General features: G+C 73.6%; 13 protein-coding genes. 8 read left to right on the top strand and 5 right to left on the bottom strand.

The genetic code is table 11. From position 1 onward, the window contains the following. The first annotated feature begins 65 nt into the window (after positions 1–65). A complete protein-coding gene (locus tag J7523_RS13785; protein ID WP_291887585.1) occupies positions 66–884 on the top strand; it encodes a dihydrofolate reductase family protein in 819 nt (272 codons plus the stop codon). Next, on the top strand, positions 881–1,366 hold the full coding sequence (locus J7523_RS13780) for a hypothetical protein (RefSeq protein ID WP_291887583.1): 486 nt from the start codon (positions 881–883) through the stop codon (positions 1,364–1,366). Before J7523_RS13785 ends, J7523_RS13780 begins: the two co-directional genes overlap by 4 nt. A 64-nt stretch (positions 1,367–1,430) precedes the next feature. Here the strand turns inward: J7523_RS13780 and J7523_RS13775 are convergent, their stop codons facing one another. After that, positions 1,431–2,657, bottom strand: coding sequence for a hypothetical protein (locus J7523_RS13775; protein ID WP_291887580.1), 1,227 nt, complete (start codon positions 2,655–2,657; stop codon positions 1,431–1,433). Further along, positions 2,654–4,105, bottom strand: a complete 1,452-nt coding sequence (gndA, locus tag J7523_RS13770) for an NADP-dependent phosphogluconate dehydrogenase (protein WP_291887578.1) — start codon at positions 4,103–4,105, stop codon at positions 2,654–2,656. The genes J7523_RS13775 and gndA overlap by 4 nt, the downstream gene beginning before the upstream one ends. Before the next feature lie 171 nt (positions 4,106–4,276). Here gndA and J7523_RS13765 point away from each other — a divergent pair, with 171 nt between their 5' ends. The 5 genes from J7523_RS13765 (at position 4,277) to J7523_RS13745 (ending at position 10,468) form a co-directional block, all read left to right on the top strand. Continuing rightward, positions 4,277–4,861, top strand: a complete 585-nt coding sequence (locus tag J7523_RS13765; RefSeq protein ID WP_291887577.1) for a DUF3000 domain-containing protein — start codon at positions 4,277–4,279, stop codon at positions 4,859–4,861. A gap of 135 nt (positions 4,862–4,996) precedes the next feature. Next, entirely contained in the window at positions 4,997–5,515 is a 519-nt protein-coding gene (locus J7523_RS13760) for a LuxR C-terminal-related transcriptional regulator (RefSeq protein ID WP_291887574.1), read from the top strand. 73 nt (positions 5,516–5,588) lie between these two features. Further along, complete coding sequence (locus J7523_RS13755; RefSeq protein WP_291887571.1) at positions 5,589–6,929, top strand: ribonuclease D; 1,341 nt, start codon at positions 5,589–5,591, stop codon at positions 6,927–6,929. 144 nt (positions 6,930–7,073) lie between these two features. After that, complete coding sequence (locus tag J7523_RS13750) at positions 7,074–8,333, top strand: thiolase family protein (protein ID WP_291887567.1); 1,260 nt, start codon at positions 7,074–7,076, stop codon at positions 8,331–8,333. Next, positions 8,330–10,468, top strand: a complete 2,139-nt coding sequence (locus tag J7523_RS13745) for a 3-hydroxyacyl-CoA dehydrogenase NAD-binding domain-containing protein (RefSeq protein WP_291887564.1) — start codon at positions 8,330–8,332, stop codon at positions 10,466–10,468. Before J7523_RS13750 ends, J7523_RS13745 begins: the two co-directional genes overlap by 4 nt. A 58-nt stretch (positions 10,469–10,526) precedes the next feature. Here the strand turns inward: J7523_RS13745 and J7523_RS13740 are convergent, their stop codons facing one another. Continuing rightward, positions 10,527–10,895 (bottom strand): DUF4180 domain-containing protein, encoded by a 369-nt coding sequence (locus J7523_RS13740; protein WP_291887561.1) that lies wholly within the window; start codon positions 10,893–10,895, stop codon positions 10,527–10,529. An 83-nt stretch (positions 10,896–10,978) separates the two neighbouring features. Between J7523_RS13740 and J7523_RS13735 the strand changes: the two genes are divergently transcribed. After that, positions 10,979–11,641, top strand: coding sequence for a maleylpyruvate isomerase N-terminal domain-containing protein (locus tag J7523_RS13735; RefSeq protein WP_291887558.1), 663 nt, complete (start codon positions 10,979–10,981; stop codon positions 11,639–11,641). Positions 11,642–11,659: 18 nt separating this feature from the next. Here J7523_RS13735 and pflA read toward each other — a convergent pair whose 3' ends face one another. Further along, complete coding sequence (pflA, locus tag J7523_RS13730; RefSeq protein ID WP_291887555.1) at positions 11,660–12,556, bottom strand: pyruvate formate-lyase-activating protein; 897 nt, start codon at positions 12,554–12,556, stop codon at positions 11,660–11,662. A gap of 32 nt (positions 12,557–12,588) precedes the next feature. Further along, a partial coding sequence (locus tag J7523_RS13725; RefSeq protein WP_291887552.1) for a pyruvate formate lyase family protein occupies positions 12,589–13,363 on the bottom strand: 775 nt, incomplete at its 5' end.

Here is a 13,363-nt window from a genome sequence, read left to right as displayed (position 1 = left end):
AGGGCGCGCGGCGGCTGCCTCCGCAGGCGGGCATCCCCGGCGAACCCGGCACGAGGACGCCTAGGGTGAACGACGTGCCCGACGACTTCCCCGCCCTCGACGTCCTGCTCCCCGTCGACCGAGCCGGCACGCGCATCGAGCCGCGCGCCGACGAGGCCGAGCTTCTCGGAGCCTTCACCGACCGCCTTCCGCTCGAGCCGCCGCGCGGCGTCCACGTGCGCGCCAACATGGTGAGCTCCGTCGACGGCGGCGCCACGGGCGCCGACCACCGCTCCGGCTCGATCAACGACGCCGCCGACTTCCGGGTCTTCCGCGTGCTGCGGGCACTCGCCGACGTCGTGCTCATCGGCGCCGGCACCGCCCGCGCCGAGCAGTACCGCGCGCTCGACGTCCCCGACGAGCTGCGCGAGGCCCGCCGCGCGCTCGGCCGGACCCCCGAGATCGAGCTGGCGATCGTGTCCGCGTCGGGCGACGTCCCCGACGCGCTCCTCGACGGCGAGCGGCCGCCGCTCGTGCTCACGACCGGCACGTGCCCGCGGCTCGACGAGCTCGGGGACAGGATCGGACCCGAGCGGCTCATCCTCACCGAGGCCGACACGCCGGGCACCGTGGACCTGCGGGTGGCGCTGGCCGCGCTGGGCGCTCGAGGGCTCGCGCACGTCCTCACGGAGGGCGGGCCCACCCTCCTCGGTCAGCTGGTCGGCGCCGACCTCGTCGACGAGCTGTGCCAGACCTTCAGCCCGGTGCTCGTCGGCGGCCCCGCACCCCGGGTCGTCGACCTGCCGATGTGGCTCGACCCCGCCCGAGAGCTGCGACCCCTGCACCTGCTCCACGCGGGCGGTGTGCTGCTCGGACGGTGGCAGGTCGTTAGGCTCGGCGCGTGACCGACACCATCCTGGTCCTCGTCGAGGACACCCTGGCCGCCGTCGACGTGCAGCACCTCCTGTCGCTCCACGAGGGCGAGGTGCTCGCCTACCGGGTGCTGGTGCCGGCGGACAGCGAGCGTCCGCTCCTCTCGACGATCATCGACGACCTCAGCATGGGCGAGATCCGCAGCGCGTGGGACCGCGTGCGCGGCAAGGAGCCCAGCGAGCACCAGGCCCGGGCGACGGCCGCGGAGCAGCTCGAGGGGACCCTCGCGGCGTTCGCGGCCGCCGGCCGTGAGGCCACCGGCGAGATCGTCGCCGACGACCCGCTGCCCGCGCTGCGGACGGCCGTCGCGACCGGCGACGTCCGCGAGGTCGCCGTCGTCACGTACCCGCACGCCGTCGAGGACACCCTCCACACCGACTGGGCGTCGCGCGCACGCGAGGACCTGCAGGTCCCGGTCCTGCACCTGTACGCGGGGACGAGCGAGCTCGGCTGACGGAGCCGCAGACGCACGGACGGCCCGACCCCGTGAGGGTCGGACCGTCCGTGCGTCGTGCCGCTCAGAAGCCCGTGGAGGTGACCTCCGGGTAGTACTTGCGGAACTTGCGCACCTGGTTGACCAGGGCCATGAGGATGTACAGCCGGCGCCGCGGCGACAGGTCGCCGGGGTAGCTCAGCGGGTGCGCCACGGCCTTGGTCTTCACGAGCCGCCGGACGCGCGCAGCGAGCTGCGGGTCGCGCACGTACCGCAGCAGCAGCCGGTGCGGCACGACCGCGTAGAGGACCTCGCGGTCGGCCACGACCGGCGGGACCGACCGGCCCTCGACGACGTCCTCCACGACGAACCGCGTGGGGTTGGCCCCGGCAGCGGTGACGTAGTAGTTGTTCCGGCCGATCCGGGGGTTCACCTCGAAGAACCGGAACTGCCCGCTGCGGGGGTCCACCTTGACGTCGAAGTTGGCGAACCCGCGGTAGCCCGTCGACGACAGGAACGTGCGCGCCTGCTCCAGCATCGCGTCGTCCCGGTCGGTGATCATCGCGGCGGGGTTGCCGAGCCCGGACGGTGTGTGCTCCTCGAGCAGCACGTGCGCCGAGCAGAGCAGCGTGATCTCGCCGTGGCTGTCGACGTACGCCGTGATGGACCGCATCTGCGTGTCGTCACCGGGCACGAGCTCCTGGACGACGAACCGCCCCTGGAACCCGGCGCCGCGCAGCGCGCCCCACAGCCAGGCGAGCTCGCCGGGCGTCGCGATCTCGAAGACCTTCTTCTTGCCCGCGAACTCGACGTCCTGGTAGTCGGCGCTGCTCGCCGCCTTCGCGATCACGGGGAACTCGAGGTCCACCGCGACGTCGGGCGCACCGGTCGCGAAGTCCTGCACGATCGTGCGCGGCACCGAGATGCCGAGCCGCTCGCAGATCTCCGCGAACGTCGCCTTGTCCGAGATCTGGTCGAGCAGCTCCTGGGACAGGAACGGCACGGCGTAGAACTTCTCGAGCTCCTCGCGGTGCTGCACGACCACGCGGACGAGCCAGTCCGAGTTGGCCATGAGCAGCAGGCGACGGTCGGGCATGCTGCGTGCGACCTCGAGCAGGCGGTCGACCAGCTGCTGGGGGTCGTGACCGTCGGCGACGATCTCGTGCCGGACGATCCGCGAGTGCTGGACGGGTCCGAGTGCCGCACCCGCGACGACGACCGACGTCACTCCGTACTGCTCGTGGAACGACCGGGCCAGCGCGTAGACGCCGATGTCGGCGCCGAGGATGACGGGCTGGAGCTCGCCGCTCACGCGTTCTGCTCGGTGCGGTCGGCGGACCACAGTGTGTGGAACGTGCCCTCGCGGTCCGTGCGGCGGTACGTGTGCGCGCCGAAGAAGTCGCGCTGCGCCTGGATCAGCGCGGCGGGCAGCCGCTCGGCGCGGACGCCGTCGTAGTAGGACAGCGAGGATGCGAACGCGGGCGTCGGCACGCCGTGCAGCGCGGCGCCGGCGACGATCCGGCGCCACGCCTCGACGCCGTTGCCGACGGCGCCGGTGAAGTACTCGTCGGCGAGCAGCAGCGGCAGGTTCGCGTCGCGCTCGTACGCCTCGGTGATCCGGTTGAGGAACCGCGCGCGGATGATGCAGCCCCCGCGCCAGATGCGCGCCATCGCACCGCGGTCGATGTTCCAGCCGAACTCCGCGGACGCGGCGGCGATCTGGTCGAAGCCCTGCGAGTACGCGACGACCTTCGAGGCGTACAGCGCGAGGCGGACGTCCTCGACGAACGCGTCGCGGTCCGTGATCTCCCACGGCGTGGTGTGCGCAGGCAGCGTGCCGCGGGCGGCGGTGCGCTGCGGGACCGACCCGGACAGCGCGCGGGCGAACGTGGCCTCCGCGATGCCGGTGATCGGGACGCCGAGGTCGAGGCCGTTCTGCACGGTCCAGCGGCCGGTGCCCTTCTGCTCCGCCTGGTCGAGCACGATGTCGACGAACGCCGCACCGGTCTCGGCGTCCACGTGCTGCAGCACGTCGGCCGTGATCTCGATGAGGAACGACTCGAGGTCGCCCGTGTTCCACTCGGCGAAGATCTGCCCGATCTCGGCGGCAGAGGCACCGAGCCCCTGCTTGAGCAGGTCGTACGCCTCGGCGATGAGCTGCATGTCGGCGTACTCGATGCCGTTGTGCACCATCTTGACGAAGTGGCCGGCACCGTCGGGCCCGACGTACGTGCAGCACGGCACGCCGTCGACCTTCGCGGAGATCTTCTCCAGGATCGGGCCGAGCGACTCGTACGACTCCGCCGTGCCACCCGGCATGATCGACGGGCCCAGGAGTGCACCCTCCTCGCCGCCCGAGACGCCGGAGCCGACGAAGTGCAGCCCCTTCTCGCGCAGCGCGGCCTCCCGGCGGATCGTGTCGGAGAAGTGCGCGTTGCCCGCGTCGACGACGATGTCACCCTCCTCGAGGAACGGCACGAGCTCGTCGATGACAGCGTCCGTGGGACCGCCCGCCTTGACCATGACCACGACCTTGCGCGGGCGGGCGAGGCTCGCGACGAAGTCCTCGACCGACTCGGACGGGACGAACGTGCCCTCGTCGCCGTGGTCGTCGACGAGGGACTGCGTCTTGGCGTAGGACCGGTTGTGCACCGCGACGGTGTAGCCGTTCCGCGCGAAGTTGCGGGCGAGGTTGCGGCCCATCACCGCCAGTCCGGTGACGCCGATCTGCGCTGTTCCGGTCGCGGTGCTGTCAGCCATGCGGGGAGTGCTCCTTCGGTCGACGGTCGACGTGTGCTGCGCCGTGCGTACGGCATGCCACGGGGCGTCGACCGGAGTGGTGGGTGCGGGCGCCAGCCTAGTCGCGCACCACACCCGTCGAAGCGGCGTGCCGGACCGCGAGACGGGCACCCCGGCCGTACGCTCCACCCCGTGACCCCCGCCGGACCCGACGACGTCCCCGCCGAGTTCATCCGCGCCCTGCGTTCGCTGCGCGGCGTGGCCGTCCGGCCCGAGGTGATCCTCGACGAGGTGCCCGGTCCCGCCCGGATCGCCCCGTTCACCGCGGCGCTCACCGCCGAGGTCCGCACCGCCCGCCGGTCGGTCGCGGCGGCCGAGCTCGCGTCGGGCCGGTTCGTCGTGCTGTTCGACCCCGACGGCCAGGAGGCGTGGGAGGGCTCGTTCCGGCTCGTGACGCTCGTGCGCTGCACGCTCGAGCCGGAGGTCGGCGCAGACCCCCTGCTCGCCGAGGTCGCCTGGTCTTGGTTCACGGACGCACTCGAGTCGGCCGACCTCACGCCGCACGCCGCGGGCGGCACGGTGACGCGCGTCCTGTCGCAGAGCTTCGGCGCGCTCGAGCGCCGCTCCGAGCAGACCGAGCTCGAGATCCGCGCGTCGTGGACCGCCGCGGGCGAGGACCTCGGCCCGCACCTGCGCGCGTGGGCGACGCTCCTGTGCACCGCGGCCGGGCTGCCGCCGCTGCCGGAGGGCGTCGTGCCCCTGGCACCGCGTCGCTGACGGCGCAGCAACGCGGACGAGGGCACTGCCGCGTCGTCACCGCTGAGAGCGGCGGGCGCGACCGTCGGCGGGATCGCTCCCAGTCACCCCGGGCGGTGCCTCAAGTCACGAGGGTGCCCTGCCGATGGATCGGTCGTGAGCATCGAGCCCCTGCGTCGCGACGTCGCCCCGGTCCGCCGGAGCCTCGCCCCGCACACCGTCCCGACCGGCAGGCGCGCCCCCGCGCCCGCCGGCCACCAGATGTGCGTCGTCGTGACCGATGTCGCCGACGGCGACGGGACCGTGCTCGTGCGCAACCTCCGCCGGCGCGGCGCCCAGCGTGTGGTGGTGCTCACCCGCCGGGCGAGCCGGTCCGAGCTGGGTGTGCTCCTCGCGGGCGGACTGCGCGGTGCGGTCGCGGGCATGACGGCACCGAGCCTGCGCCGTGCGGTGGCCCCCGCGCCGCCGCGGCCGACGCTGCCCGAGCTGACGGCGCGGGAGGTCAGCGTGCTGAAGCACGTGGCCGACGGCTGCAGCAACCGGGCGATCGGCGACGAGCTCGGCCTGTCCGCGCTGACGGTCAAGAGCCACCTCGCACGCATCTCCCGCAAGCTCGGCACGGGCGACCGTGCGGAGCTCGTCGCGATCTCGATCCGTGCGGGCGTCATCGACTGACCCGGCTCCCCCTGGGCGGCGCACCGCGCCTGCCTGCGCGAACGGCGTGCCCGCGTCGCATACCGTGGTCCTCATGCAGCCCGACGCCTCCGCCGGCCCCTCTGAGGGCGGCGCTCTCGAGGCCGGCACCGTCGACGCCGGCACGCCCGACGTCGGCTCGAACCACTCCGGCACGCCCGCCGCCGAGGGCGAGCTCCCGGCGGCGCCCGACGTCGTCCCGCTCACCGAGCCCGCCGACGGTGTCCCGCCCGTCGTGGACACGCCGGAGGCGCTCGCCGAGGTCGTCGCGGCGTTCGGTGCGGGCACGGGACCGGTCGCCGTGGACGCGGAGCGTGCGTCCGGCTACCGGTACGGCCAGCGCACGTACCTCGTCCAGCTGCGTCGCGAGGGTGCGGGAACCGCGCTGATCGACCCGATCGCGCTGCCCGACCTCTCGGCGCTGTCCGACGCCCTCGTCGGCGTCGAGTGGGTGCTGCACGCCGCCTCGCAGGACCTGCCGGGACTCGTCGAGCAGGGCATGCGGCCCACGCGGATCTTCGACACCGAGCTCGGCGCCCGCCTGCTCGGCATGGAGCGGGTGGGGCTCGCGGCGGTCGTCGCGGACGCGCTCGGTCTTGGGCTGGCCAAGGAGCACTCGGCGGTCGACTGGTCCACGCGACCGCTGCCCGCCGACTGGTTGCGGTACGCGGCGCTCGACGTCGAGGTGCTCGTCGAGCTGCGGTCGGTCCTCGCGGAGCGCCTCGCGGTCGCGGGCAAGGCCGAGTGGGCCGCCCAGGAGTTCGAGGCGGTGCGCACGGCTCCCCCGGCTCCCGCCCGGGTCGACCCGTGGCGCCGCGTGTCGGGCCTGCACACGATCCGGGACGCGCGCCGTCTGGCCGTGGTGCGCGAGCTGTGGCTGGCCCGCGACCAGAACGCGCGGCAGCGCGACATCTCTCCAGGGCGGGTGCTGCCCGACGCGGCGATCGTCGCTGCGGCGCAGGCGCTGCCGCGGTCGGTCCCCGCGCTCACGGCCCTGCCGGCGTTCTCCGGCAAGGGCACCCGGCGCCGGGCGACGCTGTGGCAGCAGGCGATCGACCGGGGTCTCGCGGTCCCGGACTCCGAGCTGCCGTCGGTGCGCGGTCCGAAGAGCGACGCTCCCCCGCCGCCACGTGCGTGGGCCGAGAAGGACCCGGCGGCCGCGGCGCGGCTGACCGCCGCCCGGGACGTCGTGGCCGACCTGTCCTCGACCTACTCGGTGCCCGCCGAGAACCTGCTGCAGCCCGATCTCCTGCGGCGCCTGTGCTGGACGCCGCCCGCGTCGCTCGACGCGGCGTCGGTCGCCGAGTTCCTGCGGGCCGGCGGTGCGCGGCCGTGGCAGGTGGAGCTCGTCGCGGACCGTCTCGCGACGGCGTTCGAGGGGTCGCCGGCCGCCTGATCGAGTCGGCGGTCGCCAGTGTTACTCTTCGGTAACTTAGGCTGGCGTGGGACTTAGGTCCCGGGTAGCGTCGGCCGTCGGTGGCCCGCTCCGCGGGCCTGAGGAACGCCACCCCGGACACCGTCGTCCCGCCCTGGAGGCCCGATGCCGACCGCATCCGCACGTCCTGCACCCCGCGTCCGCCGCGTCGTGTTCGTCGACGGGGTCCGCACCCCGTTCGGCCGCGCCCGCAAGGACGGCATCTACGCCCACACGCGCGCCGACGACCTCGCGGTCAAGACGGTCCGCGAGCTGCTGCGTCGCCACCCCGAGCTCGCCCCCGAGCGGATCGACGAGGTCGCGATCGCGGCCACGACGCAGCAGGGCGACCAGGGCCTGACCCTGGGGCGCACGGTCGGCGTCCTCGCCGGCCTGCCGCGCACGGTCCCCGGCTACGCCGTCGACCGGATGTGCGCCGGCGCCATGACTGCCGTGACGAACGTCGCCGCCGCGATCGGCGTCGGTGCGCAGGACGTCGCCGTCGCGGGCGGGGTCGAGCACATGGGTCACCACCCGATGGGCTTCGACGCCGACCCGAACCCGCGGTTCCTGTCCGAGCGGCTCGTCGCGAACGACGCGCTCAACATGGGCGTGACCGCGGAGAACCTGCACGACCGGTTCCCCGCCCTCACCCGTGAGCGGGCGGACGCGTACGGTGTCGCGAGCCAGGACAAGTACGCCGCCGCGCTCGCCGCGGGCAAGATCGAGCCCGACCTGGTCCCCGTCGCGCTGCGCGACCCCGAGCACGGCTGGGGCCTGGCGACGGCCGACGAGCCGCCGCGACCGGGCACCACGGTCGAGGCCATCCAGAAGCTGCCCACGCCGTTCCGGCCGGGCGGCCGCGTCACCGCGGGCACCGCCGCGCCGCTCACCGACGGCGCCGCGTCGTGCCTGCTCGCCGCCGAGGACACCGCCGCCGAGCTCGGCCTGCCGGCGCGCATGCGGATGGTGTCGTTCGCGTACGCGGGCGTCGAGCCGGAGATCATGGGCATCGGCCCGGTCCCCGCGACCCGCAAGGCACTCGAACGTGCCGGCCTCACCATCGAGGACATCGGTCTGTTCGAGATCAACGAGGCGTTCGCCGTGCAGGTGCTCGCGTTCCTCGACGCGTTCGGCATCGCGGACGACGACCCTCGCGTGAACCCCTACGGCGGCGCGATCGCCGTCGGTCACCCCCTCGCGTCGTCGGGCGTGCGCCTCATGACGCAGCTCGCGCGCCAGTTCGAGGAGCACCCCGAGGTCCGCTACGGCCTGACGACCATGTGCGTCGGCCTCGGCCAGGGCGGCACCGTCATCTGGGAGAACCCGCACCACCCCGACTACGAGCCCGCCGGCTCGACCGTCACCGAGGAGGACGCGAAGTGACCGCGCCGACCGACACCGCCGCCGCTCCCCGCGCCGAGCGGGTCACGCACTCCTACGTCCGCGACGTGACGCTCCCCGGTGGCGCCGGGACGCTCGCGCTCGTGACGCTCGACAACGGCCTCGACCACACGAAGCCGTCGACGCTGGGCCCGATCGGGATGGCCGAGCTCATCACGACGCTGACGCGCGTCCGTGACCGGGTCGCCGCCGGCGAGCTCGCCGCGGTCGCCGTCACGGGCAAGCCGTACTTCCTAGCCGCCGGTGCCGACCTCACGCAGGCCACGGCCCTCACGGGCCGGGACGCCGCGCTCGAGCTGGGCCGTGCCGGGCACAGGGCGTACGCCCTGCTGCAGGACATGGGTGTGCCGACGTTCGCGTTCGTCAACGGCGTCGCGCTGGGCGGCGGTCTCGAGCTCGCGCTCAACTGCCACTACCGGACGGTCGCGTCCGACGTGCGCGCGCTCGCGCTCCCCGAGACCGGTCTCGGGCTCGTCCCTGGCTGGGGCGGCGCGTACCTCGTGCCGCGGCTCGTCGGTATCGAGAAGGCGCTCGACGTCATCCTCACGCGGCCGGCCACCAACAAGCCGTACTCGGCGACCGAGGCTGCGTCGATCGGTCTCGTGGACGTCGTCCTCGACCCGGCGGACTTCCTCGAGGAGTCGATCCGGTGGGCGGCGCGCGTGCTGTCCGGCGACGTCGTCGTCGAGCGTCGCCCGCTCGACCCGGCGCCGGTGTGGGATGCCGTCGTCGACGCCGCCCGGCAGCGCCTCGACGCCGTCGTGCACGGTTCGCGGCCCGCGCCGTACCGCGCGCTCGACCTCGTCGCAGCGGCTCGCGAGGCCGACCGGTCGTCGGCGTTCGCGGCCGAGGACGAGGCGCTCGCCGACCTGCTCATGAGCGACGAGATGCGCGCGTCCGTGTACGCGTTCGGGCTCGTCTCGGGTGGCAAGCGGCCCGTCGGTGCCCCCGACCGGTCGCTCGCGCAGCCCGTCACGCGCGTCGGCATCGTCGGTGCCGGTCTCATGGCCGCGCAGATCGCGACGCTGTTCGCGCAGCGTCTCGGCGTCCCGGTCGTCATGCGCGACCTCGACGAGGAGCGCGTCGCGAAGGGTCTGGAGGCGGTCCGGTCGACTGTCGAGCGGCTCACGGCGACGGGCCGGATGAGCGAGGCGGCCGGCGCCCGGCTGATCGGCTCGGTGCACGGCACGACCGACCTGCAGGAGTTCGCGTCGTGCGACCTCGTCATCGAGGCAGTCACGGAGATCCTCGACCTGAAGAAGCGCGTGTTCGCCGAGCTCGAGACCGTCGTGGCCCCGACCACGATCCTCGCGACCAACACGTCCGCGCTGTCGGTCTCCGCGATGGCGGCGGACCTGCAGCACCCCGAGCGCGTGGTCGGGCTGCACTTCTTCAACCCCGTCGCGGCCATGCCGCTCGTCGAGGTCGTGCAGGCCGAGCACACGTCGCTCGAGGCGCTCGCCACCGGGTTCGCCGTCGTGCAGAAGCTGCGCAAGACGGCGGTGCTCGTCGCCGACCGTCCGGGCTTCGTCGTCAACCGGCTTCTCGTGCTGCTGCTGGGCGTCATCGTCGACGCCGTCGAGCACGGCACGCCGGTGGAGGTGGCCGACCGCGCGCTGCGGCCGCTCGGGCTGCCGATGCCGCCGTTCGAGCTGTTCGACCTCGCCGGTCCCGCGGTCGGCCTGCACGTGCTCACGTCGCTGCGTGAGGACCTCGGCGACCGGTTCCCCCGGTCCCCCGGCCTCGAGAAGCTCGTCGCCGACGGGACGCGCGTCGTGCTGCCCGCCGCCGCCAAGGGGCTCCCGAAGCCCGTCGACCCGGCGATCCAGGCGGTGTTCGACGACGCGCGCGAGGTCGAGGTCTCGGGCACGCCGCTCGACGAGGCCGGCGTGCTGGACTCCGTCCTCACCGCGCTCACCGTCGAGGTCGGCCACATGCTCGAGGAGGGCGTCGTCGCCACGCCGCAGCAGATCGACCTGTGCATGATCCTCGGCGCCGGGTGGGGCTTCCACCTCGGCGGGATCACGCCGTACCTCGACCGCACCGGGTACTCCGAGCGCGTCCTGGGCCGTCGCCTGCTGCCCGACGGCGTCGCGAACGTCCCCGCCGCCGGCTGACCCGCAACGCACGAACGAGGGCCCCCGGACCGTCGCGGTCCAGGGGCCCTCGTCGTCGTCAGCGCCGCGGTCCGGCCAGCTTGGCGGCGAGCGCCTCCTCGTCCGGCAGGAACCACGCGTGGTCGCCGCGGTTCGACTCGTAGACGAAGTCCCGCAGGGCGTCGCTGCGCTCCACGTGGTCCGTGATGTCGCCGATCACGGCGATCCGCACGTGGTAGTTCACGGCCTTCTGCAGGAAGTCGCCGGCCAGCAGCGAGCTGAGCCGGAAGAACTCGGGATCCAGGCGTCCCACCGGCACGGCCACGACGCTCGCCTCGTCGACCCACGCGTTGCCGATGAGGTCCGAGGCGTCCGCCGAGCTGGAGATCACGGGCCCGTCGTGGTCCAGGTACTGCACACGGACGTCGCCGTGCTGCTCGATGCGCATGCCCCGACCCTAGGGAGCGCCGCAGGGTGCGTCCACGGCAAAGACGGCCCGACCAGCGACGTCACGCACGGCAGGATGGGCGCATGACGACGCTGCCTCCCCTGTCCCTGGCCGGCTCCCTCGACCGCGCCGCGCTCGCGCCCGCGGTCGACCTCCTCGCGGACCTCGTCGCACGCCCCGAGGTGGGCGCCCGGTGGGACGAGGAGTCGTCGTGCGCGGGCATGACGGTCGGCGCGCTCGCGTGGCACCTCGTCAACCAGCCGCAGCGCGTGGTCGAGGTGCTCGGCGGCCCGACGCCCGAGGTCGAGCCCATCTCGCTCGACGAGCACTACGCCCGCGCGGCGTGGCTGCAGCAGGACCTCGACGGTCCGGCGAACGTCGGCGTGCGCGAGCGGGGCGAGGAGCAGGCCGAGGCCGGTCAGTCGGCAGCGGTCGCGGCGGCCCGGGAGGCGCGCGACGCGCTCGCCGCCACGCTCACCGCAGCGGGTCCGACCGTCGGCCTGCCGTGGGCGGGGACCGCGCTGCGGACGGACGACTTCCTCGTCACGCGGCTCATGGAGATCGTGGTGCACAGCGACGACCTCGCGGCGAGCGTCGACGTCCCCGTGCCCGCGTTCGCCCCCGAGGCGCTCGGCCCGGTCCTCACGCTGCTCACGGACCTGTCGCTGCGCCGGCACGGACAGGACGCGCTCGTACGGACGCTCACGCGGCCGCAGCGGGCGCCGGGGTCGATCAGCGCGTTCTGAGGCCCTCCGACCGGGTGCTCAGAAGACCGTGAGCCCGTGGGCCCGGAACTGCCCGCGCACCCGCTCGACCAGCTCGACCGACGGAGGCTCGGTGTCGCCGAGCTCGTACCGCATGCCGAGGTCGTCCCACTTGTCGCGGCCCATCTGGTGGAAGGGCAGCACCTCGACGCGGGTCACGGCGGCACCGAGCGACGCGACGTACTCGGCGACGAGCTCGACGTTGGCCTCGTCGTCGGTGAGGTCGGGGACGAGCACGAACCGCACCCAGATCTCGGTGTCGCCACGGTCCGCGACGCGTCGGCCGAAGTCGAGCGTGGGCTGCAGGGCTCGGCCGGTGACGCGGCGGTACGTGTCGGGGTCGCCCGACTTCACGTCGAGCAGCACGAGGTCGAGGTTGTCGAGCATCTCGTCGGTGCAGGCTGCGCCGAGGAAGCCCGACGTGTCGATCGCGGTGTGCACACCCATCGCCTTGGCACCGCGCAGCAGGCGCCGCACGAACGCGGGCTGCATGAGCGGCTCGCCGCCCGAGATCGTCAGGCCGCCGCCGGTGGCCTTCATGACCCCGCGGTACCGGGCGACGCGGCGCAGGATCTCGTCCGCGGCGACGTCGGTGCCCCGGCGCATCTCCATGGTGTCGGGGTTGTGGCAGTACAGGCAGCGCAACGGGCAGCCGGCGAGGAACGTGGTCATGCGCGTCCCCGGGCCGTCCACGGCGGTGACGAGCTCCCACGAGTGGACGGACCCGATCTCGCCTGACCGGACCGCCGCGATCCGCTCGGACCGTGCGCGCTCGTCGTCCGCCGCCAGGCCCTCGGTCCCCGCACCGGAGACCCGGCCGTGCGCTCCGCCGACGAGCGGCACGCCGAGCGGCACCACAGGTGCGCCGGTGGGCCGTGCGTCGGTCAGGGCGGTCATGGCCGGGTCTCCTCGGGCGTCGATCGGGCGGGTCAGACCGCGCCGTGGAACGTGCGGGACAGCACGTCGAGCTGCTGCTCGCGGGTGAGCCGCACGAAGTTCACCGCGTACCCGGACACCCGGATGGTGAGCTGCGGGTAGTTCTCGGGGTGCTCCATGGCGTCGAGCAGCGTCTCGCGGTTCAGCACGTTGACGTTCATGTGGTACCCGGACGACAGCGTGTACGCGTCGAGCAGACCCACGAGGTTCGTCACCTGCTCGTCCGGCGTGCGGCCGAGCCCGCTGGGCACGACCGACGACGTCAGCGAGATGCCGTCCTGCGCCTCCGCGTAGGGCAGCTTCGCGACCGACAGCGCCGAGGCGAGCATGCCGTGCGTGTCGCGGCCGTTCATCGGGTTGGCGCCCGGTGCGAACGGCTCGCCCGCGCGGCGGCCGTCGGGCGTCGAGCCGGTCGCCTTGCCGTAGACGACGTTCGACGTGATCGTCAGCACGGACTGCGTGTGCAGCGCGCCCCGGTACGTCGGGTACTGCCGGATCTTCTCCATGAACGTCTTGACGATCCACACCGCGATGTCGTCGGCGCGGTCGTCGTCGTTGCCGTACGTCGGGTAGTCGCCGGTCACGCTGTACTCGGTGACGAGCCCGTCCGTGGTCCGCAGCCCCTTGACGGTCGCGTACTTGATGGCCGACAGCGAGTCGACGACGACCGACAGGCCGGCGATGCCGCAGGCCATGGTCCGCAGGATCTCGCGGTCGTGCAGGGCCATCTCGATGCGCTCGTAGGCGTACTTGTCGTGCATGTAGTGC

It is taken from the genome of Cellulomonas sp., from assembly GCF_017744555.1.
In the GTDB taxonomy this organism is placed as follows: Bacteria; Actinomycetota; Actinomycetes; order Actinomycetales; family Cellulomonadaceae; genus Cellulomonas.
The sequence above is the reverse complement of the archived record's forward strand: the minus strand, read 5'-3'. Positions and strand labels throughout refer to the sequence as shown.

Bases quoted from the DNA above. Each gene is read 5' to 3' on its own strand.
- gndA (WP_291887578.1), bottom strand. From the start codon at position 4,105: ATGGCTGACAGCACCGCGACCGGAACAGCGCAGATCGGCGTCACCGGA.
- J7523_RS13755 (WP_291887571.1), top strand. From the start codon at position 5,589: ATGCAGCCCGACGCCTCCGCCGGCCCCTCTGAGGGCGGCGCTCTCGAG.
- J7523_RS13750 (WP_291887567.1), top strand. From the start codon at position 7,074: ATGCCGACCGCATCCGCACGTCCTGCACCCCGCGTCCGCCGCGTCGTG.
- J7523_RS13740 (WP_291887561.1), bottom strand. From the start codon at position 10,895: ATGCGCATCGAGCAGCACGGCGACGTCCGTGTGCAGTACCTGGACCAC.
- J7523_RS13735 (WP_291887558.1), top strand. From the start codon at position 10,979: ATGACGACGCTGCCTCCCCTGTCCCTGGCCGGCTCCCTCGACCGCGCC.
- pflA (WP_291887555.1), bottom strand. From the start codon at position 12,556: ATGACCGCCCTGACCGACGCACGGCCCACCGGCGCACCTGTGGTGCCG.